This window comes from Actinoplanes sp. NPDC051475, from assembly GCF_040689425.1.
Classification (GTDB): Bacteria; Actinomycetota; Actinomycetes; order Mycobacteriales; family Micromonosporaceae; genus Actinoplanes.
This window is the reverse complement of the sequence record NZ_JBFAZZ010000011.1, coordinates 57797-79963: the sequence shown is the minus strand read 5'-3', so window position 1 is coordinate 79963 and position 22167 is coordinate 57797. Positions and strand designations below refer to the sequence as shown.

Annotated in this window: 20 protein-coding genes and 1 pseudogene; 8 read left to right on the top strand and 13 right to left on the bottom strand. The window is 72.0% G+C overall.

Annotated elements, in window-relative coordinates:
• Positions 1–139: 139 nt before the first annotated feature.
• Both AB0368_RS22745 and AB0368_RS22740 read right to left on the bottom strand, forming a co-directional pair.
• Positions 140–469: pseudogene (locus tag AB0368_RS22745) on the bottom strand (hypothetical protein); the annotation flags it as partial.
• 37 nt (positions 470–506) lie between these two features.
• A complete protein-coding gene (locus AB0368_RS22740) occupies positions 507–959 on the bottom strand; it encodes an SRPBCC family protein (RefSeq protein ID WP_366155935.1) in 453 nt (150 codons plus the stop codon).
• Positions 960–1174: 215 nt separating this feature from the next.
• On the opposite strand from AB0368_RS22740, the gene AB0368_RS22735 reads away from it, so the two are divergent.
• Together AB0368_RS22735 and AB0368_RS22730 are read left to right on the top strand one after the other, a co-directional pair.
• The gene (locus tag AB0368_RS22735) at positions 1175–2803 is read left to right on the top strand and encodes a GAF domain-containing sensor histidine kinase (protein WP_366156145.1); all 1629 of its coding nucleotides are present in this window, start codon (positions 1175–1177) and stop codon (positions 2801–2803) included.
• Between the two features lie 7 nt (positions 2804–2810).
• Positions 2811–3479 (top strand): response regulator transcription factor, encoded by a 669-nt coding sequence (locus AB0368_RS22730; RefSeq protein ID WP_023359837.1) that lies wholly within the window; start codon positions 2811–2813, stop codon positions 3477–3479.
• Positions 3480–3610: 131 nt separating this feature from the next.
• On the opposite strand, the gene AB0368_RS22725 is transcribed toward AB0368_RS22730, so the two are convergent.
• The 7 genes from AB0368_RS22725 to AB0368_RS22695 all read right to left on the bottom strand — a co-directional run bounded on the left by AB0368_RS22725 (position 3611) and on the right by AB0368_RS22695 (position 11128).
• A complete protein-coding gene (locus AB0368_RS22725) occupies positions 3611–4048 on the bottom strand; it encodes a DUF4395 domain-containing protein (protein ID WP_366155934.1) in 438 nt (145 codons plus the stop codon).
• Positions 4049–4123: 75 nt separating this feature from the next.
• The gene (locus AB0368_RS22720; RefSeq protein ID WP_366155933.1) at positions 4124–4579 is read right to left on the bottom strand and encodes a thioredoxin family protein; all 456 of its coding nucleotides are present in this window, start codon (positions 4577–4579) and stop codon (positions 4124–4126) included.
• 41 nt (positions 4580–4620) lie between these two features.
• The gene (locus AB0368_RS22715) at positions 4621–6582 is read right to left on the bottom strand and encodes an ATP-binding cassette domain-containing protein (protein ID WP_366155932.1); all 1962 of its coding nucleotides are present in this window, start codon (positions 6580–6582) and stop codon (positions 4621–4623) included.
• Between the two features lie 87 nt (positions 6583–6669).
• Positions 6670–7839: a glycosyltransferase family 4 protein gene (locus AB0368_RS22710; RefSeq protein WP_366155931.1), complete on the bottom strand. Its 1170-nt coding sequence runs from the start codon at positions 7837–7839 to the stop codon at positions 6670–6672.
• A complete protein-coding gene (locus AB0368_RS22705) occupies positions 7836–9092 on the bottom strand; it encodes a M48 family metallopeptidase (protein ID WP_366155930.1) in 1257 nt (418 codons plus the stop codon). Before AB0368_RS22705 ends, AB0368_RS22710 begins: the two co-directional genes overlap by 4 nt.
• Positions 9093–9301: 209 nt before the next feature.
• Positions 9302–9457: a hypothetical protein gene (locus AB0368_RS22700; protein ID WP_366155929.1), complete on the bottom strand. Its 156-nt coding sequence runs from the start codon at positions 9455–9457 to the stop codon at positions 9302–9304.
• A 174-nt stretch (positions 9458–9631) separates the two neighbouring features.
• The gene (locus AB0368_RS22695; protein WP_366155928.1) at positions 9632–11128 is read right to left on the bottom strand and encodes an NYN domain-containing protein; all 1497 of its coding nucleotides are present in this window, start codon (positions 11126–11128) and stop codon (positions 9632–9634) included.
• A gap of 104 nt (positions 11129–11232) precedes the next feature.
• On the opposite strand from AB0368_RS22695, the gene AB0368_RS22690 reads away from it, so the two are divergent.
• From AB0368_RS22690 to AB0368_RS22670, 5 genes are all read left to right on the top strand, one after another.
• Entirely contained in the window at positions 11233–13032 is a 1800-nt protein-coding gene (locus AB0368_RS22690; RefSeq protein WP_366155927.1) for a DEDD exonuclease domain-containing protein, read from the top strand.
• A gap of 75 nt (positions 13033–13107) precedes the next feature.
• Positions 13108–14883: an HD domain-containing protein gene (locus AB0368_RS22685; RefSeq protein WP_366155926.1), complete on the top strand. Its 1776-nt coding sequence runs from the start codon at positions 13108–13110 to the stop codon at positions 14881–14883.
• A 111-nt stretch (positions 14884–14994) separates the two neighbouring features.
• Positions 14995–15510: an NUDIX domain-containing protein gene (locus AB0368_RS22680; RefSeq protein WP_366155925.1), complete on the top strand. Its 516-nt coding sequence runs from the start codon at positions 14995–14997 to the stop codon at positions 15508–15510.
• The gene (locus AB0368_RS22675) at positions 15507–16346 is read left to right on the top strand and encodes a sugar phosphate nucleotidyltransferase (RefSeq protein ID WP_366155924.1); all 840 of its coding nucleotides are present in this window, start codon (positions 15507–15509) and stop codon (positions 16344–16346) included. Before AB0368_RS22680 ends, AB0368_RS22675 begins: the two co-directional genes overlap by 4 nt.
• 77 nt (positions 16347–16423) lie before the next feature.
• A complete protein-coding gene (locus tag AB0368_RS22670) occupies positions 16424–16711 on the top strand; it encodes an Lrp/AsnC ligand binding domain-containing protein (RefSeq protein ID WP_366155923.1) in 288 nt (95 codons plus the stop codon).
• Between the two features lie 9 nt (positions 16712–16720).
• Here the strand turns inward: AB0368_RS22670 and AB0368_RS22665 are convergent, their stop codons facing one another.
• A complete protein-coding gene (locus tag AB0368_RS22665; protein WP_366156144.1) occupies positions 16721–17563 on the bottom strand; it encodes a helix-turn-helix transcriptional regulator in 843 nt (280 codons plus the stop codon).
• Between the two features lie 113 nt (positions 17564–17676).
• Between AB0368_RS22665 and AB0368_RS22660 the strand changes: the two genes are divergently transcribed.
• On the top strand, positions 17677–18525 hold the full coding sequence (locus AB0368_RS22660) for an SDR family NAD(P)-dependent oxidoreductase (protein WP_366155922.1): 849 nt from the start codon (positions 17677–17679) through the stop codon (positions 18523–18525).
• Between the two features lie 46 nt (positions 18526–18571).
• Here the strand turns inward: AB0368_RS22660 and AB0368_RS22655 are convergent, their stop codons facing one another.
• Genes AB0368_RS22655 through AB0368_RS22645 form a run of 3 tightly spaced genes read right to left on the bottom strand, consistent with a single transcriptional unit; the run spans position 18572 to position 22136 of the window.
• On the bottom strand, positions 18572–20191 hold the full coding sequence (locus AB0368_RS22655) for a ubiquinol-cytochrome c reductase cytochrome b subunit (RefSeq protein WP_366155921.1): 1620 nt from the start codon (positions 20189–20191) through the stop codon (positions 18572–18574).
• A complete protein-coding gene (locus AB0368_RS22650) occupies positions 20188–21291 on the bottom strand; it encodes a Rieske 2Fe-2S domain-containing protein (protein ID WP_366155920.1) in 1104 nt (367 codons plus the stop codon). Before AB0368_RS22650 ends, AB0368_RS22655 begins: the two co-directional genes overlap by 4 nt.
• On the bottom strand, positions 21288–22136 hold the full coding sequence (locus tag AB0368_RS22645; protein ID WP_366155919.1) for a c-type cytochrome: 849 nt from the start codon (positions 22134–22136) through the stop codon (positions 21288–21290). The genes AB0368_RS22650 and AB0368_RS22645 overlap by 4 nt, the downstream gene beginning before the upstream one ends.
• Between the last annotated feature and the right edge of the window lie 31 nt (positions 22137–22167).

Below are 22167 nucleotides of genomic sequence, written 5' to 3'. Positions count from 1 at the left end.
GATCGGTGTTCTCGTCCACTTTCGCCGGGGCGACCGGCCGCTCCCCTGCCCGGGTGGCGGTGGACCAGGCCTGGTCGGGGGTGGGCTCCGGACGCGGCGCGGTCTTCGGCTTCGGCTTGGTGGCGGTCGCGCCGGCGATCGTCGAGAAGGCGCGCATCATGCTGGCCACTCCGGTGGCGAGGTCCCCCGCGCCCGCGGCCAGGCGTTCCGCGGTCTCCGGCGTCGGGTCACGCAGCGCGGCTATCGCCCGGCAGATCGGGCACACGCAGCACTCGGCCGTGCCAGTCGCCCAGCCGGTGCTGCTCTTGTGCTGCTGTGACCCCGTACCGGAGAAGAATTGACCCACGACTCCGGTGAGCATGTCGCCCAGGCCGCCGTCCCCGTCGCGGCCGCCCTGCGAAGCCCTGGCGAGCAGGGCGGCGACGAGCCGTTCCGCCTCCTGGCGTGCCGATCCCGTGGTGCCTGTCATCGTCCGAGCCCCTCCCGCGCCGTGGTGCGAACGGCCGTCACGCGCGGGCGAGGCTCTCGACCCGGCGCTTCAGCTCCTTCAGCGCCGTGTCCATGATCATCTTCTCGGCCTTGCGCTTGAACATGCCGAGCATGCCGATGTTGAGCTCCACCTCGAGCGCGTACACCACCGTCGTCGTGCCGTCGCCCGCGTCGGTGAGGTCGTACGAGCCGTTCAGCGTCTTCTGCATCTTCGACGGTGCCACCAGATGCCACTCGATGCGCGACAGGTCATCGGCATACGCGTATTCCAGCGTGTAGTCGTCGGCGAGCGGGCCGGCGTCGAGGACGAACCGGACCTGGGCCGCGTAGCCGTCCTCGTACTCCTCGAGGACCTCCACCCGTTTCATCGCGTCCGCCCACTCGGGATAGCGGGGGAAGTCGCAGATCACCGCGGCGACCTGGTCGAGGGGCGCCTGGACCTGGATCGACTGCGTCGAGGTGTCCGCCATGGCTGGCAGGCTACCCCCTGCCCGGCCGGATCCGGACGACCCCCGGCCGCATCTGTGGACGACCGCCCGGCGCGCCGCCTTTCCCGGTCCCGGGCGGTCCGGCCGGACCGAGTGATGGGCCGATTCCGGAGGGTCCGGCTACGATCCGTCACGTGCCCGCCTCACCCAGCGCTCCCGTGCGCGTCCACCCGCTCGCGGTGGCCGCCCGCCTCGTCATGCTCGCCCTCGTCGCGGCGCTCACCCTGATCGCCACGCAGGACGCCGGGCAGCTGCGCTGGATCGCGTTGCTGCTGGTCGCGGCCCTGCCCGCGCTGTTCGCCCAGGACCACCGGATCGCCGCGCCGCTGGGCCGGTTCGCCGAGGTGGCCGTCACCGGGCTGGCCGCCGGATCGGTCGCGGCCGCCGCGAACATCTCCGGGACCGTCGACGCCGGGTTCGGCGCGGAGGCGGTGCTGCCGTACCTGGCCGTACCGCTGCTGACCGCGGCGCTGCGCCGGCGTCCGACCGAGGGCGCGGCCCTGCTGGGCGTCGCGGCGGTGGCCATGGTGATCGGCGGGGTGATCGTCGAGGACGGCGAGTCGATCATCACCCAGCCGGGCTATCTCGCCGCCGGCGGCCAGTGGCTCGTGCTCGGCGCGATCGTCACCTTCGCCGCCGACACGATGCGGCAGCTGATGGCGCCGGCCGAGAACAAGCCCCAGCCGTACGCGGAGGCCACCCGGCTGCTCACCCAGCTGCGCAGCGTCGCCCGGTCCCTGCCCGGCGCGACCCTGGACCCGGGCGGCATCTCCGAGCACCTGCTCGAGGAACTGCGCGTGGTCGCGCCCGGGCACCGTGCGGCCGTGCTGTCGGCCAGCGGCGGCGGGCGCCTCGTCGTGCTCGCCCAGACCGGCGCCGACCGGGTCGACTGGGAGGTCACGCTCGACGCCGACTCGGCGATCGCGGACGCGTGGGCCACCCAGCAGCCGCAGACCGCGTCCCGGTCCCAGGCCCGCTCGCACCAGGGCGGCGAGGCGTCGTCGCTGGTCGTACCGCTGGTCGCAGGAGTACGCACGATCGGGCTGGTGATCCTCGAGGCCGATGTGCCCAACGCGTACCCGTCGGCGGTGATCGCGAGGGTGACCGAGGTGACCGGCCCCGCGGCGCTGCGGCTGGAGGCCGCCCTGCTCTTCGACGAGGTCCGCTCGCTGGCGACCAATGAGGAGCGCCAGCGCCTCGCCCGCGAGATCCACGACGGCGTCGCGCAGGAGCTCGTGATGGTCGGGTACGGCATCGACAACGCGCAGGCGACCCTGCCGGAGGGCGCCGACGAGACCGCCGAGGAGCTGCGCACCCTGCGCGGCGAGGTCACCCGGGTCATCACCGAGCTGCGGCTGAGCCTGTTCGAGCTGCGCTCCGAGGTGGACCGCAACGGCGGCCTCGCGGCGGCGATCGCCGAGTACGCCCGCACCCTCGGCACGTCCGCCGGCCTGCGGGTGCACTTCACGTTCGACGAATCGACCGCCCGCCTGCCCGCCGCGACCGAGGCGGAACTGCTGCGCATCGCCCAGGAGGCGATCACCAACGCCCGCAAGCACGCCGGCGCGTCCAACCTGTGGGTCACGTGCACCGTCGACCCGCCGTACGCGGAGATCGAGGTCTCCGACGACGGCAAAGGCTTTGCCGACGACCGCCCCGACGGGCGCTACGGCCTTGCGATCATGGCCGAGAGGGCGGAACGTATCCGGGGCCGGCTGGAGATCAGACCACGACACCCCAGCGGGACAACCGTTGCGGTAGTGCTCGGAACCTCCGCTCGGCGCGATAGCGTGCGGGATAGCGTTTCCGCACCAGAAGGGGAGTAACCCGAGCATGTCGACCAGTCCGATGCCGACGACCCGCACCAAGGTGCTCCTCGTCGACGATCACGACCTGATCCGTAAGGGGCTGCGGCACGCGTTCGAGCGGGACCGGCAGTTCGAGGTGGTCGGCGAGGCCGCCACCGCCGCCGAGGCCGTCCGCCAGGCCGGCGCGCTCCAGCCCGACGTGGTCATCATGGACCTGCGCCTGCCCGACGGCAGCGGCCTCGAGGCGACCCGGGCCCTGCGCAAGAACAACGCCAACATGGGCATCGTGGTCCTCACCATGTACGCGGGCGACGACCAGCTCTTCGGCGCCCTGGAGGCCGGAGCGAGCGCGTTCGTGCCCAAGACGGCCCCGGCCGACGAGGTCGTAGCGGCAGCCCGGCACGCGGCATCGGCGCCCAGCGCCTTCACCGCGGCGGACCTGGCCGAGGCGATGAAGCGGCGCCTCGCGCCTTCTGGACCGCAGCTCTCGCCTCGGGAGGGACAGGTGTTGCGCCTGCTCGCCGACGGGATGAGCGTGGCCGGCATCGCCAAGCAGCTGTTCGTGTCGGAGTCCACGGCGAAGACCCACATCTCGAAGCTGTACGAAAAGCTCGGAGCGGCGAACCGGGCGCAGGCGCTGATGACCGCGCTGCGGCTGGGGCTGCTCGAAGCGCCGGACGCGCCGAAGTTCTGAGCCTCGCGGCTCCCGCCCGTCGTCCCTTCCGGGGTGGCGGGCGGTCGTTTTTCCCTGCCCGGAGCCCGGTCCACGGCCGGGGCGTTATCCGTCTTTCCGTCACCCACCTGGCAATTTCGGCGTTTCTGGAATCAAGATTTTTCGGCGGGATCTGAGGTGGTGCGGCGGGCGGTCAGGCGGCGCGCCGCGAGGTAGGCCTCGCAGCCCAGGCACAGCCCGAAGGCCGCGTTCAGGAACGCCGCGAGCAGACCGAAGGCCGTGAAGATCATCCCCAGGGTCGCCACCCCGCTCAGGTAGCCGGCCGACGCGACCGCCAGAAAGGCGAAGCCGACGAGCTGGGCGAAGCGAACCGGTGCCGCCTCCTCACGCTCGGCTGGAGGCCCAAGGCGCGGGGCGACCAGCGCCCGGAAGATCAGCGGGTAGGGCCCGAGGCGCGGAGCGGCGGCGGTGAGGGCGAAGACCGCGGCCTGGGCAAGCGCGAGCCAGCCCCACCCGGTAGCCAGGACGACGACGAGGACGACGGTGGTCAGCGCCGCGGCGAAGCGCTGGCCGCGCGGGTCGAGCTGCATGTCTGGACTCTCGCACGCCGCGGCCGTCTCGCCACGGTGTCGTGCATCACCGGCGGCGGGGTGCAGATCCCCTGGTCAGCGCGCCGGCAGGAGCTCGCCGAGGACGGCGATGAGCTGGGGCTTGGCGGGCACGCCCGTCGCCCGCTTCGCGACCCGGCCCTCCTCGTCGAGCACGAGCAGCGTCGGTGTCTTCCAGATGCCGAGCGCGCGCACGGCGTCGAGGTGGCTTTCGGCGTCGACCTCGACGTGCTGGACTCCCGGCAGCATCGCGGCCACCTCGCCGCTGACCCGCCGCACCGCACGGCACGGTGCGCAGAACGCGGACGAGAACTGGAGCAACGTGGCCGGCGCCGGCCCCACGCCCAGCGTGGCGAGCAGCGCGGGATCGATTCGCTCCGCCACCGCATCCCCCACCTCAGCAGCCCGGCCGGGGGCCGCGCGCAACCGGCCGTCGGTGCGGCGCCGCCACCACCCGATCACGACACCCAGCACGACGACCGCAGCAGCGGCGACCAGCCCCGCGGTGTCCATGAGCCCACTCTGGCACGCCCGCCGCGGCGCCGCGATGTGACCTACGACGCCGGCTGGTACGCGCTCGCCTGCAGCGTGAACAGCTGCGCGTAGATGCCGTCCGCCGCCATCAGGCTGCGGTGGTCGCCCTCCTCCACCACCGCCCCGTGGTCCAGGACGAAGATGCGGTGCGCCTCGCGGACGCTCGCCATGCGGTGGGTGATCAGGACGACCGTACGGCCGGCCGCCAGCTCCCGTAGCCGGAGGTACACGTCGTGCTCGGCGCGGGCGTCGAGGTTGGCCGTTGGTTCGTCGCAGATCAGCAGGGGCGCGTCGCGGTAGAAGGCGCGGCTCACCGCCAGCCGCTGCCACTGGCCGCCGGACAGGTCGGCGCCGTCGGTGAAGTGGCGGGACAGCAGCGTCTCATACCGGCGCGGGAGCTCCATCACGAAGTCGTGGGCGTCGCCGGCCCGGGCCGCCTCGTGGATGTCGGGGAGGTGGGGGCTCCGCTCGTACCGTCCGATCGTGATGTTGACCCGCGCGGAGAGCGGCCACCGGGTGGGTTCCTGCATGACCACCGCGACCCGGCGGCGCAGCGATTCCGGGTCGTAGGCGGTGACGTCGCGCCCGTCCCAGCGGATCCGCCCGGTCTGCGGCCGGTAGAGGCCGGCGAGCAGGCCGGCCAGGGTCGACTTGCCGGAGCCGTTCTCGCCGACCAGAGCGATGATCTCGCCCCGGCGCAGGGTCATGCTGACGTCGCGGACGGCCGGGCGGTCCGCGTCCGGATAGGCGAAGGTGACCTCGTCGAGGCGGAGCTCGGTGAACCCGGGCGGCGCGGCGCGCCCGGTGGCGGCCTCGTCCCGGGACCGGGAGAGGTCGCAGAAGCCCTGGAAGTCGGCGAAGTAGAGCCCCTGCTCGAAGACACGGTTGGCGCTGTAGGCGAGTTCGGTCAGCTTGCCGATCCCCATGCTGATCGCGTACGCGGCGCCGCCACCGGCCGCCAGTTCCATCCGGCCGGTCCACAGCAGCCAGAGCAGGACCGCGTAGGTGAACCCGGTCGCCAGGCCGCTGAGCGCGTTGCCGACCAGGGTGGTGCGGACCTGGCGCTCGGCGAGCCGGATCTCCTCGAGTGTGGCGACCGACAACAGGCGCTTGATCTCGGCCAGCAGGTATCCGCGTACCGTGAAGGCCCGCAGCTCGGCCGCGGGTTCCCGGGCCGCGAGCAGGTGGGCGAGCATCCGCTGGCGCCGCCAGACGGCGATGAAGCGCAGCACCTGCCGGTAGCCGAGGCGGGCGGACCGCACGGCGGCCCACGCGATCGGCAGGACGGCGAGCACCAGCAACGGCAGCAGCACCGGATGCAGCACGGCGAGCACCCCGGCCGCGGCGGCCAGCCCGATGAAGTTGGTGCCGAGCTCGATGGCGCGGTCGACGAGCATCTGGGCGGCGTCGATGCCCCGGTCGCGGGCCCGTTCCATGGCGTCCCGCCAGCCGGGGTCGTCGAAGGTGGACAGCCCGACGCTGGTCGTCAGCTCGAGCAGCTGCATCTCCGCGGCCTCGAAGACCTTGGGTGAGAGGCGGCCGTTGGCCGCGGCGGCGGCCGAGGTGAGCGCGCCCCGCACGGCCAGGGCGAGAACGAGCAGAACCAGAGACGGTACGGCGGCCCGCACCCGTTCCGGCGTCGGCCCCTCCCGCAGCAGCCCGTCGAAGACCCCGACCACGCTGATCAGCCCGACGGCGCTGGCGATCCCGCCGAGCAGCTGGAACACGACGACCGCGGTGGTGGTGCCGGGGCTGGCCCGCCACGCCAGCGACCACGCGGCCCGCAACAGCTTCGGGAGCCGCCGGAACATGCGCAGGAAGGTGGTGTTGGCGGCCTCCTCGGTGCTGGTGAGCCAGTACGGCAGGGCCAGCTCGCCGCTCTCCTCGCCGGCCAGGTCGGTGCCGGGCTCACCTTCTTCGGCCTGCCGCTCCCCCGGGTCAGGGGTTTGCCGGGCGGTCTCCTGCCGGGTGGGTTCCTGCATCAACGGCTCCCGTCCCGTGGGCTCTCAGCCGTTCCTACCCCGCTCGCACGAAACGTGTCTACGCGTATACCACGAGTGATTACTCACTCATGCCCTTCGCGCCGTTCGCGCCGGCCCGCCTTCGCGCCCTTCCGCGCGGAGCAGGTCGCGCAGCTTTGCGGCCTTGGTCTCCCAGCGCCACTCCCGCTCCACCCAGGACCGTCCCGCCGCGCCCATCCGCCGGGCCGCCTCCGGATCGGACAGCAGGCCGGCCAGCCGGTCGGCGATCGCGGGCACGTCCCGGCCGCCGACCACGTACCCGGTCTCGCCGTCGCGCACCGCGTCCGGCGCGCCGCCCGAGTCGCCCGCGAGCACCGGCAGCCCGCTCGCCGACGCCTCGAGGTAGACGATGCCCAGCCCCTCGACGTCGAGCCCGGCGCCGCGGGTGCGGCACGGCATCGCGTACACGTCACCGGCGGCGTAGTGCGCCGGCAGCTCCTCCCAAGGCACCGAGCCGGTGAGGACCACGTCGGCCTCGACCCCCTCGGCACGGGCCAGGGTCTGAAGCTTTTCCCGGTACGGCCCACCGCCCACGATCAGCAGCGCCGCCCCGGGAACCCGCCGCCGGATCGCGGGCAGCGCGCGGATGAGCATGTCCTGGCCCTTGCGCGCAACGAGCCGCGACACGCACACCACCACCGGCCGGTCGCCGAGCCCGTGCCTCGCCCGAACCTCGGACCCGTCGACGTCCGGGTGGTACGCGTCCACGTCCACGCCGGGGGTGAGCCGCTCCAGCGTGGTGAGCCCGTGCAACGCCCGGTCGAGGCGTACGCGCTGGAACTCCGTCAGGTAGGTCACCACGTCGTTGCCCCGGGCGATCCGCCGCAGCAACTGCCGGGCGCCGGGCAGCGCGGCCCACCCGATCTCGTGCCCGTGGGTCAGGGAGACGGCCCGCTCGATCCCGGCGCGCCGCCGCAGCCCGTCGGCCAGCAACCCGAGCGGGGCGGCGGCGCCGAACCAGACGCTGTCGCAGTCGTACGCCCGCGCGAGCCCGGCGGCACGACGCGCCACCGCGGGCGTCGGCAGCAGAATGCCGGTGTTCTCCCGGACCACCTCGAACGGCTGCTCGGCGTCGAACTTCCCGGCGCCCCGCCACGTCGAGGCGTAGACGACGACGGAGTCCGCCGGCTGCCGTACGGCCAGGTTGTGCACGAACTGCTGGATCCCCCCGGGCCGCGGCGGAAAGTCGTTGGTGACGAGCAACGTCCGTGCGGTCACCGCTCGCCCCTTGCGTAGGCGCGGGCGGCGGCCATCCGCTCGACGGTGGACGGATGCGAGGCGGACATGACGTACTCCCAGACCGGCGGATCGGGATCGGAAAGGTTGACGGTGCCGAGCCGGCGCTGCATCGCCTCGAACGTGGCCGGATCCCCGGTGAGCTCCAGGGCATGGGCGTCGGCCCGGGCCTCCACGCGCCGCGAGACGAGCGCCTGCACCGGCCCACCGGCCAGCCCGGCCAGCGTGACCAGGGCGATGAGCAGCGCGATCGCCCGGGGTTCGCCCATCGTGTCGACCCCGGCCCAGCGCAGCAGCCAGCCGAGGGACCCGAGCAGATAGAGCGCGATCACCGACGCCGCCGCCCCGAGCGCGCCGACGACAGTCCCGGTGAGCACGTCGTTGCGCTTGGCGTGGCCGAGCTCGTGGGCCGCCACGGACACCACCTCGGCAGGCGTGGCCTCGGTGAGCATCGTGTCGTACACGACGATCCGCCGCGTCGGCCCGAACCCGGAGACGTAGGCGTTGACCGCCCGCGTCCGGCGCGAGGCGTCGGCGACGAGAACATCCTTCACGGGTACGCCGTCACGCGCGGCCAGATCCATGAGCTCGGTCCGCAGCGGCCCGGCGGCCATCGGCGTGAACTTGTTGAAGATCGGCTCGACCACCACGGGCAGCACGAACGACAGGAGGACGACCAGCCCGGCCGCCCCCACGGCCCCGAACGCCCACCACCACCGCGGCGCCAGGCGCGTCACGGCGAAGAACCCGAGCAGCACCAGCGCCCCGATCACCGCCCCGACGGCGAACGACTTGGCGACGTCGACCGCCCAGGCACCCCAGGACTGCGTCGAGATCCCGTACCGGACGACGACGATGTGCCGCCACGCCGCGAAGGGCAGCGTGAGCACCTCGGCGACAAGAACGACCAGCAGCCCGCCGAGCACCGCCTGCGCGATCCAATGGTCGCCGAACGGGCGCCCGGCCCACGACACCAACCGCGAGCCCAGCGGCGTGAACCCCAGCAGCAGCGCGACGGCCAGCCCGATGACCAGCCCCCCGTACGCCCCGGGCCGCAACGCGGAGTGGAACTCCCGGGCCCGCGCCAGCTGGTCGGCAGGGAACTGCCCCAGCGCGGCCAACTGATCGGCGCGAGGAGCGGGCGCTCGCTGCCAGGGGATCGTCACGGCGGAGTAGACCACCATGGCCACCAGGAGCACGGCCAGCGTGCATGTGGCCCACAGCCGAGGTGTCACGCGCCCGTGCCTCCGTCCCACTCACATCTGCCACCCGGAATCCGCCCAGTCGACCCGGCTCCCGTCGTGATCGCCCATCCTAAGCGCGCGCCGGCCCGGCTTCCGCGCCCCGGCGACGGCCCGGCTTCCGCGCCCCGGCAGCGGATCGGCGGCCTGAGCTACCTGCTGGCCGTCCGGTCGCGGCCGTCCGGTCGCGGCCGGACTCATGATCACGCCACGTGACCCCAGCGACGGACCAGCGGCACCACGACCGGCGGTTCCGGCGTCTCGAGCAGCTCCACGTCGAAGCCCGCCATCTCGAACACCTCGATCGCGCGCAGTTCGCTCGGGGTCAGGTCGGCGATGCCGTCCGGCGTCTCGGCCATTGCCTTGATCAGGCATCCCTCGCACCCGCGTCCCCGACCGGGGCAGCGGCCGCAGTCGATGATCATCACTTCCTCCTCGTGCCGACGGTGGTGCGGCCGCGATCCGGGGGAAGCGCCTGTCGCGGACCGACCACCATCGGTGACAGTCACGCTATGGAGGGGGTACGACAAAAATCAGGACCGGGCGAGCCGGCGCAGCAATGAATCGGCTCCCATCGGGTACGCCCCGTGCCGGCGTACGCCGTCGGCGACCTCGCGGTCCGACGAGATGACGACGAGCGGGCGGCCCGCCGGTTCGGCCCGGACGAGTTGCCGGATCAGCTCGTCGGCGGTGTCGCCCTTGCGCGAGAAGAGCACCCGGACACCACGCGGTGCCGGCGGGAGGCCGTGCACGCGCTCCGCGCCGTCGAAGACGACCGTGACCTCGTCGCCTGTCTGCGCGGCGATGCCGCCCAGGCCCGTGATGAGCCGTTTCCGCTGCTGCTCCAGCGACATCTCGGCGAATCCACGCTTGGTGACGTTGTAGCCGTCCACGATCAGGTGGGCGCGGGGCAGCGCCAGGAGCTGGTCGAGGCGGCCGGGGTCGTCCGTGTCCTGGGCGCGCGGCCGGGATCGTTCCTGCGCCCCGGGCCGGTCGGCGGACACGTCGGCGACGAAGTCTGCCGGCAGCTTGTCGGCGGGCCCGAGGGCCAGCTCACGCCGCAGTCCCGAGGCCGCCTGCCCGATCGTCTCCAGCAGCAGCCAGAGGCGGGCGTCGTCGGCGGCCCGGGCGTCCTTCGCGCTCTGCTTGCCCGAGGCCGCGGCCGCCTCCGCCTCCGCCAGCCGGGTGCGCAACCGCCGTACCTCCGCATCGTGGTCGGCGGCCACCTTGGCCACGCGGCCCTTCTCGGTGGCCAGCAGGTCGCTGGCCCGCTTGTGGGCCGCCTGCGTCTCCCGCAGGGCCCGCGCGGTGGTGCGGGCCTCCTCGCGGATCTGGCCGAGCTCCTCCCGCACCCGGGCGAGCTCGTCGCGGAGCTTGTCGGCCTCGACCCTGGCGACCGCCCGGTCGTGCTCGGCGCGGGCCGCGCGCTGCTCGGCCTCGCGGATCTGGTGGACCACCGCCGCGCTGTCGGCCTCGGCGCGTACGGACTGCCCGGCGGCCTCGACCAGCTCCCGCCAGCCGCCCGGTCTGGCCAAGTAGGCGAGGGCGGCAACCTCGACCGGATCCGCCGCGGCCGGTGCCATCCCCGCGGCGACCGCGACGCCCAGGTCACCCGTCTCGGTGACGACCCGGCTACCGATGCGCTGGCGGAACAAGGGGTCAGCGGCGAGCTGTGCGGCGAGTGCTGCCGCGCCGAGCCGGGCCCGCCGATTCGGGGCGAAGCGGGCTACGCGCCGCAGCGGAACGGGGATCTCTTCGGCGGGCATGCCGGGCAGGGCTGCCGCGGTCAGCGTGGTGATCCGCTGCCGGACCGGCTCGGGCAACAACGGCTCCGGCGAGCCGAAATCATCGTCGCCCGGCCGATCGTGGCCCGCGCCGTCGCCATCAGAAGCCGCGCCGCCATCAGAAGCCGCGCCGCCGTCACCGGCGGCGCCGGCATCACTCCCGGCCGGGCCGACGCCGTCCGCGCCGGACACGCCGAAAGCCGCCCCCTCGGAAGGGCGATCATGGAACTCCTGCGGCGCGGACATTTTTCCATTCTCCCACCGTGGGCAGCGGAAAGGCCCGCGGAGCCAAGTGATCTTTTCGGGTACGGACCCGGAGAATGTCGTACCCCCGCCCTAGATTGCCCGCCGTGGCACAACAGGCATATGTCCAAGGCACTCTGGACACCCTCCTGAGCGCCGACGGCTCCGTTGATCCGGCCGCTCTGTCGCTGCGGGACACCACGTTCGTGGTCCTCGACCTGGAGACGACCGGCGGCGCGCCGGACGGCGGCGGCATCACCGAGATCGGCGCGGTCAAGGTGCGCGCCGGCGAGGAGTTGGGCGTGCTGGCCACCCTGGTCAATCCCGGTGAGCGCCTGCCACCGTTCATCACCGTGCTGACCGGCATCACCGAGGCGATGCTGGCGCCGGCGCCGCCGATCGAGGTCGTCCTGCCCAGCCTGCTGGAATTCCTCCGGGGGTCTGTCCTGGTCGCCCATAACGCTCCCTACGACGTGGGGTTCCTCAAGGCCGCCTGCGCCCGCCACGGGTACGCATGGCCCCAGCTACGCGTGCTCGACACGGCCGCCCTGGCCCGCCGGGCACTGACCCGGGACGAGGTGCCCAACCGCAAGCTCGGCACGCTCGCCCAGTTCTTCCGCGCCCGGGTCCAGCCCACCCACCGGGCCCTCGACGACGCCAAGGCCACCGTCGACGTCCTGCACGGGCTGATCGAACGGCTCGGCAGCTTCAAGGTGCACACGCTGGGCGACGCGGCCGAGTTCGCCAAGGCCGTGACCCCCACCCAGCGGCGCAAACGGCATCTCGCCGACGATCTGCCGCACGTGCCGGGCGTCTACGTGTTCCGGGCCGCCGACGAGCGGCCGCTCTACGTCGGCACCTCGGTGGACATCGCCACGCGGGTGCGCAGCTACTTCACCGCCAGCGAGAAGCGGGCGCGGATGTCCGAGATGATCGCCGCCGCCACCCGGGTGGAGGCGGTCGAGTGCGCCCACTCGCTGGAGGCGGAGGTCCGGGAGCTGCGGCTCATCGCGGCGCACGCCCCGCCGTACAACCGGCGGTCGAAGTATCCGGAGCGGGTCGTCTGGCTGAAGCTCACCGCGGAGGCGTACCCGCGGTTGTCGGTGGTCCGGCAGCTCGCCGACGACGACGCCGCTTATCTGGGTCCGTTCTCCTCGCGGCGCACCGCCGAGCTGGCCGCAGCCGGGGTCTACGACGCCGTGCCGCTGCGGCAGTGCACCCACAAGCTCTCCGTCCGGACCATCACGCCGGCCTGTGCGCTGGCCGAGCTGGACAGATGCGCGGCGCCCTGCGAGCACCGCATTACGCCCGACGAGTACGCCCAAAGCACCGCACTACCGCTCCGCACCGCCATGCACGGCGACCCGGAGCCCCTGGTGGAGGCCCTCATGGCGAGGATCGAGGCGTTGTCGGACCGGCAGCGTTACGAGGAGGCGGCGGTCGTCCGGTCCCGCCTCGTGGCCCTGCTGCGCGCCACCGTGCGGATGCAGAAGCTGGGGGCGCTGACCCGGCTCGCGGAGCTGGTGGCGGCGCGGCGCAACGACGCGTACGGCTGGGAGATCATCGTCGTCCGGCACGGGCGCCTCGCGGCCGCGGCCACCTCGCCGCCGCGTCTGCATCCGCGGCCGACCCTGGACATGGCGCGGGCGACCGCCGAGACGGTCCTACCCGGACCGGGTCCCGTTCCGGCCGCTTCGGCGGAGGAGACCGAGCGCATTCTGGCGTGGCTCGACCGCCCCGACACCCGGCTGGTGGAAACTTCTGGCGACTGGGTGTCACCGGCGCGTGGCGCAGCGCGGTTCACTACCCTGCTCACCAGGGCGGAAGCCGCAGCGTCGAGACGAGACTCGTACGTTCGCTCATCGGTAACTGACCGTTCGGATGACGCTCGCTCGCTTAGGCTGTAGAGCACGCGGCTGCAAAGCCGAGAAATCGGTGGGATCCGCGCGTAATGTGCGGTCGATCCGTGAGGGGGTGTCCGAGTGGACGTCGACGCCGGCCACGGCGCCGCCCTTGGACGTGCCCTCCCGGCGCCGCTGTCCCAGCGGCTCAAGTCGTTCCTCAGCTTCCAGGGCAACGACGACGACCCGGTCACCACGCTCACTCGCACGCACCGGGCGATCCACCCCTCCGCCGACGCCGGCATCCTGCGCCGCAGCTACGCAGTGGCCGAGAACATGCACCGCGGCCAGTTCCGCAAGAGCGGCGACCCGTACATCACCCACCCGCTCGCCGTCGCGCAGATCTGCGCCGAGCTGGGCATGGACACCACGACGCTGGTCGCGGCGCTGCTGCACGACACGGTCGAGGACACCAGCTACACCCTGGAGACGCTGCACGGCGACTTCGGCCCCGAGGTGACCCACCTGGTCGACGGCGTGACCAAGTTCGACAAGGCGTTCTACGGCAAGACCGCCGAGGCCGAGACCATCCGCAAGATGATCATCGCGGCCGGCAAGGACGTCCGGGTGCTGGTGATCAAGCTGGCCGACCGGCTGCACAACATGCGCACCCTGGACGCCCGCTCCCCCGCCTCCCGGGCCCGCATCGCGACGGCCACGCTGGACGTGCTCGTCCCGCTCTGCGACCGGCTCGGCATCCAGGCCCTCAAGCGCGACCTCGACGACGTGGTGCTCTACCACCTGGAGCCGGAGTCGTTCGCCCGCATCGACGAGCACGTGAAGAACCGCCCCGGCTGGGACGAGTATCTGAACTCCGTCTCGGTCCACGCCCAGCGGGCGCTGCGCCGCCTGCGGGTCAGCGCCGAAGTCACGGCGCGGCCCCGGCACTACTACTCGATCTGGAAGGACACGGTCGCGGGCGGCCACACCGTACCGTTCGATCTGCCCCGCCTCGCCGTCGTGGTCGACGGCCCGGAGACCGACTGTTACGCCGCGCTCGGCGCGATCCACGGCCAGTGGCGCCCGGTGGCCGGCCGCTTCAAGGACTTCATCGCCTCCCCCAAGAACAACCTCTACCGCTCCCTGCACACGACGGTCACCGGCCCGGAGGGCCGCCTGGTCGAGGTGCTGATCCGCACGGTCTCGATGCACCGCTGCGCCGAGTACGGCGTTGCCACCGGCTACCGGTACCCGAAGTCGGTGTCCGAGTCAGCGGGCGGCACCGACCAGCTCACCTGGCTCAAGCGGGTGCTCGACTGGGAGCAGGACACCACCGACGCGGGCCAGTTCCTCGATTCGTTGCGCTGCGACCTCGCCGAGGGCCAGATCACCGTCTTCGCCAAGGGCCGCACCGTCGAGCTGCCGGCCGGCTCCACGCCGGTTGACCTCGCGTACGAGCTGAACCCCGACAAGGGCGACCAGACGCTGGCCGCGACCATCAACGGCCGCCTGGCCCCGCTCGGCTCCCAGCTGCGCGACGGCGACGTGGTGGAGATCTTCACCGAGACCGACGGGCACATCGAGGTCGAGCCGGGCATCGCCCCGCGCGGCCCCCGCAAGGAGTGGCTCGGCTTCGTCAAGTCGACGCAGGCCCAGATGCAGATCAACCGCTACTTCGCGGAGGAGAACTCGCCGGGCATCAGCATCGCCGACAAGGTCCGCCTCGGCCGCGCGACCATCGGCCTGACCCTGCGCAAACACGACCGCGGCCTGGCGAGCGAGGTGCCGCTGCGGCGCCTGGCGGAGGAGCTGGGCTACCCCGACCTGGAGACCATGCTGGTGGCGGTGACCGAGCGCAATCTCGAGCCGGACCAGGTGGTGGAACAGCTCATCGCGCTGGTGGACCACCCGGACTGAGCGGGTCCTCCGCCGCCGCGGCGACCCCGGCGGGGCAGCGGGGCGGAGCCGGTGGAGCTGGCGCGGCAACCCCCACCGAGCGGTGGGCGGCGCCCGGCTAGCCTGTGAAGCGTGAAAATCCCTCGGCGGTTGCGCGGCGCCGCGTATCAGGCGTTCTACCGGCTGCCGTCCGGGATGCGCCGGCGGATCGTGCGGCTGATCGTCCCGAAGTATCTTGTCGGCGCGGTCTGCATCGTGCGCGACGCCGAGGCCGCCCAGCCCGGCCGGCTTCTACTCCTGCGCCAGCCGCCCGGCCGCGGCTGGGGCCTGCCCGCCGGCCTGCTCAAGAAGGCCGAGTCCCCGGCCGACGGCGCAGCCCGCGAACTGCGCGAGGAGTCCGGCGTCGTGATCGACCCGGCGGACCTCACCCCGGCGGTCCCGAACGCGATCGTGCACCCCAAGGGCTGGATCGACACCGTCTTCCTGGGTACGGTCCCCGCCTCCACCACCGACCTGGTCGTGGACGGCGGCGAGGTGCTGGAGGCGCGCTGGTTCCCCCTCGACGACCTGCCGCCCCTGACCACGAACACGGCCCTGCTCCTCGGCGTGTACGGCATCGGCCCCCGCGCCGCCCAGCAGTCGCAGTGACCAGCAGCCCGGTCGCCGCCGTCATCCTCGCCGCCGGGGAGGGGCAACGGCTGCGGCCCCTGACGTACCTCGTACCGAAGGCGCTCTGTCCCGTCGGCAACGTCGCCCTGCTCGACCGGGCCCTGGCCCGGGTGGCCGGGTTGGGACTCACCGGCCCGTCCACCGTGGCGGTCAACGCCGCGTACCTCGCCGACCAAGTCGTGTCCCACGTCGGGGTGCGGGCGCGGCTCTCCGTCGAGCCGGACGGCCCGGTGGGCACCTCGGGCGGCGTCGGGCGGCTCCGCGGCTGGATCGACGGCCGGGACGCGCTCGTCGGCAACGCCGACGCCTACCTGGCCGACCCGCTGCGGGAGCCGGGCAAGGACATCGCCGCGCTGCTGGAGGGTTGGAGCGGCGACACGGTACGGATGCTGACGAAGCCGGTACCGCCGGGCGACACGGGCGGCTTCAGCGGGCGCCGCTTCGCCGGTTTCTCCCTGCTGCCGTGGCGGTACGTACGCGACCTCGGCCCGGAGTTCTCGGACCTCGTCCGTACGGTGTGGCGGCCGGCGGAGGCGGCGGGAGAGCTGGAGCTGATCCCGTACGAGGGCGTCTACATCGACACGGGCACCCCGGCCACTTACCTGGCGGCGAACCTCCACGCGGCCGGCGACGGGCTGATCGACCCCACGGCGACGGTCACCGGCCATGCCGACGGCTCGGTGATCGGTGCGGGCGCCGTGGTCGAGGGCCGGGTGAGCCGATGCGTGGTGTGGCCGGGCGCCCGAGTGGCCGCCGGCGAAGAGCTGACCGGCGTCATCCGCGCCGAAGACGACATGACGGTGGCGGGGACGTGACGCGACACCTGCAAGCTCGTCGCCGGCCGGGCGGCGGGGATCGCTAGCATGAACCGACGCCGACCCGAGGAGCTTGCGTGAACACCGCGATCGTGCACATCGACTGCGCCACCGACTCGATCCCGGAGGTCGCCGAGGCGCTGGCCGCGCTGGCCGGGGTCAGCGAGGTCTACTCCGTCGCCGGGAACGTCGACCTCATCGCGATCGTGCGGGTGCCCCGGTTCGACGACATCGCCGAGGTGATCGCCGGGCGGATCTCGAAGACGCCGGGCGTGCTCAACACCGAGTCGCACATCGCCTTCCGCGCGTACTCGAAGCACGACCTCGAGGATGCCTTCGCGATCGGCCTGCCCGACGCGGACTGACGCCCCAGGTCAGCCGGCGGCGAAGCTGTCCGTGCCGAGCACGGTCAGCAGGGCGAGCCTGTGGTGGCTCTCGCTGCCGGGTGTGGCGGTGAAGATGAGCAGCGACTGGGCCTGATCGGGGTCGAGCAGGGTCTGGCAGAACAGATCGATCCGGCCCACCTCGGGATGGCTGAACCGCTTCGCGTCGCTCCACCGCAGGCCGACCTCGTGGTGTTTCCACAGGGCCGCGAACTCCTCGCTCCCGCGTTGCAGGCCGGCCACGAGAGCGGCTGCCGGCGATCGGGGGCCCTGCGCGGTGGCGGCCGCGCGCAGGAGTGCGACGTTGACCCGGCTGTGCAGGTCGTGGTCCTCGGCCAGGTAGCGGTCGCGTTCCCCGGGGTCGGTGAACCAGCGGTACGTCGCACTGCGGGCATTCCCCGTGTAGCGGGTCTGGTCGCCGAGCAGTGCCACGGCGGGCGGGGTCTGCATCAGCGTGTCGCCCAGCGGGCCCATGATCTGCGCAGGGGTGTCCTGCAGCCGGTCCATGACGCGCATGAGTCCCGGGCTGACGTGCTCACCCCGTAGCTGCCGCCCGGGGAGGCGGTGTCCGGACAGCAGGAACAGGTGATCGCGCTCGTCCGGGGTCAGGCGCAGTCCGCGGGCCATGGCGGCGACCATCTGCTCCGACGGCTGGGATCCGCTGCCGCGTTCGAGGCGGGCCAGGTAGTCGGCGGACATGTCGCACAGCTCCGCGACCTCCTCCCGGCGCAGGCCGCTGGTGCGCCGGCGAGCGCCCCGGCGCAGCCCGACGTCCTCGGGCTGGAGTGATTCCCGGCGGGCGCGGAGGAAGCGTCCCAGACCGTCTCGATCCAGCGTCGTGTGCACGTACCCATCGTCGGTGATGGGGCGGATCTCAGCCACGCCCTGCCGTTCAGTGGCTCAGCAAGTCCTTCATCCGGTGGCGCCGGGGGCGTTCCCATGAGGGCATGAACAAATGGACCGCAAGCCGGCTGCCGACCATGGCGGCCAAGACAGTGGTGATCACCGGGGCCGGGAGCGGCCTCGGCTTGATCACCGCACGGGAGCTCGGCCGGGTCGGCGCCCGGGTCGTGCTGGCCGTCCGCAACGTCGACAAGACCCGCCGGTCGATCGCGGATGTGCCCGGCGACCTCCACGTCCGGGAACTCGACGTGGCGGATCTCGACTCGGTCCGCAACTTCGCGGAATCGTGGAGCGGGGCTCTCGACATCCTGATCAACAACGCGGGAGTGATGGACATCCCCGCGGCGCGGACCGCACAGGGCCTGGACGTGCAGACCGCAACAAACTACTTCGGCCCGTTCCTGCTCACGAACCTGCTCCTGCCGCGGCTGACCGACCGGGTGGTGACGGTGACCAGTCAACTGCACCGCCAGGGCAGGCTGAACCTCGACGACCTCGATTGGCGGTCCCGCGACTACCGCAGCATGGGCGCTTACCGGGACTCGAAGCTGGCCGTCGTGCTCTTCTCGCTCGAACTGCAACGACGCCTGGACGCCTCGGGCAGCCCGGTCCGGTCGGTGCTCGCCCACCCCGGCATCGCGCGTACGGCACTGGCCGCGCATTCGGCGTCGAACGTCATCAACCGGCTGACGTTCCTGACCAACGACGCCGAGCACGGCGCCCTGCCGATCCTGTACGCCGCCACGCAGGATGTTCCCGGCAACGCCTACGTCGGACCCGACGGCTTCGCCGGCCTCAGGGGCTACCCCGCCGTCGGCAGGCCCGGCAAGGCGGGCCTCGACCCGGCCGTGGCCGCCGGCCTGTGGAAGGCGACTTCCGTGCTGACCGGATGACATGAAGAAAGGGGGCCCGATCGGGCCCCCTTTCCGTGCTCTGCGCTCAGCGACCGGAGGTGATCTCCTCGCGGTCTTCCCGGCTGGTCAGCGGCGCGACCGCCGGCGACACCGGCGCCTCCACCGGCTTCTCGACCGGGAAGAAGAAGCCCTTGACCGCCGGTGCCAGGGCGCCGAGGCGGTTCATCTTCTTCGGTACGACCCAGCCCGCGTACTCCAGCGGCAGCGGGTGGCCGTGGTCGTCGACCGGGCCGAGGGGCTGGTGGACCTCCACGAACCGGCCGTCCGGCAGGCGCTTGATGATGCCGGTCTCCGCGCCGTGGGCGAGGACCTCGCGGTCGTGCTGCTGCAGGCCCAGGCAGATGCGGACGGCGACGTAGTACGCCAGCGGCGGCAGGATCACCAGGCCGATGCGGCCCGCCCAGGTCGACGCGTTCAGGCTGATGTGGAACTTGTCGGCGATCACGTCGTTGCCGCCGGAGAGCGTGGCGATGATGAAGAACGTGAAGGCCATCGCGCCGACGCCGGTGCGCTCCGGCGCGTCCCGGGGCCGCTGGAGCAGGTGGTGCGACTGCTTGTCCTTCAGCCGCCGCGCCTCGATGAACGGATAGAACATCGGGACCGTGGTGAGCGCGCCGAGGCCGACGACCGCGGGCCAGAACAGCGGCGGGATCACGTAGCCGTCGCCGATCGGGATGTCGATCTGCCAGGCCGGCATGAGGCGGACCAGGCCGTCCATGAACATGACGTACCAGTCCGGCTGGCTCGCCGCGGAAACCTCGGAGGCCCGGTACGGCCCGAACAGCCAGATCGGGTTGATCTGGAACAGGCCGGCCATCAGCGCGATCATTCCGAAGACGGCCATGAAGAAGCCGCCCTGCTTGAGCGCGTAGCGCGGGAACATCCGCTCGCCCACGACGTTGTCGTTGGTCCGCATCGGGCCGGGCCACTGGGTGTGCTTCTGCTTGAAGACGAGGCCCAGGTGGATGCTGATCAGGGCGAGCAGGCCGCCCGGGATCAACAGCACGTGCGCGATGTAGAAGCGGCCGATGATCAGCTCGCCCGGGAACTCGCCGCCGAAGATCGACGCCGAGAGCCAGGTGCCGACGACCGGGATGGACAGCATGATCGCCGAGGCGATGCGCAGGCCCGTGCCGGAGAGGCCGTCGTCCGGGAGCGAGTAGCCGGTGAAGCCGGCGAGGAAGCCGAGCAGGAACAGCGCGACGCCGATCGCCCAGTTGGCCTCACGCGGCTTGCGGAACGCGCCGGTGAAGAAGATGCGCGCCATGTGCACGATGATCGACGCCATGAACAGCAGCGCCGCCCAGTGGTGCATCTGCCGCATGAAGAGCCCGCCGCGCACCTCGAACGACAGGTCCAGCGACGACCTGTACGCCGCCGACATCTCGACGCCGCGCAGCGAGGTGTACGGGCCGTCGTACGCGACTTCCTTCATCGACGGGTCGAAGAAGAGGGTCAGGAACACGCCGGTCAGCAGCAGGACGATGAACGAGAACAGCGCGATCTCGCCCAGCAGGAACGACCAGTGGTCGGGGAAGACCTTGTTCAGCAGGGCCCGCAACGGGGTGGCGGCCTGGAAACGGTCGTCAACTCCCTTGCCGACGGCAGCGGGGACCTGCGCGAGGTCCAGCTTTCGGCGTTTCATGGCCGCTCCCAGAAGTCGGGTCCGATGGTCTCCCGGTAATCAGACGCTGCCACGAAGTAGCCCTCGGCGTCCACCTCGAGCGGCAGGGCGGGGAGGCGGCGGCTGGCCGGGCCGAAGATCGGACGGGCGTTGTCGATGATGAGGAACTGCGACTGGTGGCACGGGCAGAGCAGACGGTTGGTCTGCTGCTCGTACAGGCTGGCGGGGCAGCCGGCGTGGGTGCAGATCTTCGAGTACGCGACGTAGTTGCCCCACATCGCACCCTTGTTGACCGGATCCGACTCGATCGCCGCGCGGGCCACCTCGGCGTCCTCCGCGCGCAGGTGGATGAGCAGGGTCGGCGAGTCCGCGTACTTGTTGGTCGCGCCGCCCGGAACACCGGGGAACACCGTAATCTGGCCACCGACGCTGACGTCGGAGGGCCCGATCGGGGATCCGTCGGTGCGGGTGAGACGCACCGGCTTGCCGTTGTTCGGCACCGGGTCGAAGCCGGTGTGGAACATCATCGGCTGGGGATCCTTGTGCGGATCCTGGATCAGGCCACCGATGAGCGGTGCCGCCGCGGCGAGCCCGAGGGGCGCCATGCCGAGCGCGATCGCGCCCTTGAGCAGGGGCCGGCGCTGCACGCCCAGTTCGTCGGCCACGTACGCCAGGGTCTGCCCGGCGATCAGCCGGTCGTCGTCGCTGGACGGGCTCGCGTGCCGGTCCTGGATCGAGACCTCGTGCGGCAGCAGCTTCTTGGCCCAGGCCAAGATCGCGATCCCGAGCGCGAACAGTGAGATGCCGAGCGTGATGCCGAGGATCGGCGTGAAGTAGTCACTGCGCGCATGGCCGAGCTCGAACTCGAACGGCCACACGATGTAGAAGACCACGAACGCCGCGGCGGCCAGTCCGGAGATGACGAACAGCAGGGCGATGTTGCGCACGACGCGCTTCTCCGCCTTGGAGTTCGTGCCCTCGAACTGCGATTCGTACGTGACGATCTCGATGTCGTCGCGCCGGGCACCCTCCCGCACGATGTCGAAGCGGGACAGCCGGGGGTCGTTGACGTCGACCGGCTCGGTGCCGGACCCGTGCGCCCCGTGCTTCGTTACCGTCATGACTTCCCCGCAATCCACAGCGCCGTGAACACCAGGACCGTGATCCCCACCAGGAAGATGGCCAGGCCCTCCGTGACAGGACCGTATCCGCCGAGGTTGAACAGGCCGCCGGGGGCCTTGTCCTCCTGGATCTGCTGCGTGACGTACGTGACGATCTCGCGCTTCTCCTGCGGGGTGATCTCGTTGTCCCCGAACACCGGCATGTTCTGCGGGCCGGTGAGCATCGCCGCGTAGATCTCCTGCTCCGTGGCGTCGTGCAGGCTCGGCGCGTACTTGCCGGACGAGAGGGCACCGCCGGCGCCGTAGTACTGGTGGCAGGACGTGCAGTTGAGCCGGAACAGCTGACCGCCGCGGGCCAGCGCATCGGGGTTCTGGTCGAGGTTCTCGGTCAGCTCGCCGCTGGGGATCTGCGGGCCGCCGCCGAGCTCCTGGATGTACTGCCCCAGCTGCTTGGTCTGCGTCTCGTCGAACTGCGGCGGCTTCTGCTCCGCCTGGGACTCCTGCCGGGTCATCGGCATGCGGCCGGTGCCGACCTGGAACTCCACGGAGGCGGATCCGACACCGACCAGGCTCGGCCCCCGTCCCTCGACACCCTCGGCGTTGCGGCCATGGCAGGTGGTGCAGCTGTTGTCGAAGAGCGCCTTGCCCTCCTGGGCGGCGCTGGAGAGCTGGCGGGTGTCCTCGGCGGACGCGCCCGGGGCGAAGGCAGTGTAGATGCCGCCGGCCAGGGCGAGCGCGGCGATCATCCGCGCCGCCGCGCCGAGGCGCCGCCGCGCCCGGCTGGGCGCTGATCGCCGCCGGTTGAACACCCGGAAACGCCGTCCGGCGGGGGTGTCAGAAGTCATGGGCTGTGTCCCTCTGGGTCTTGACCTTGAA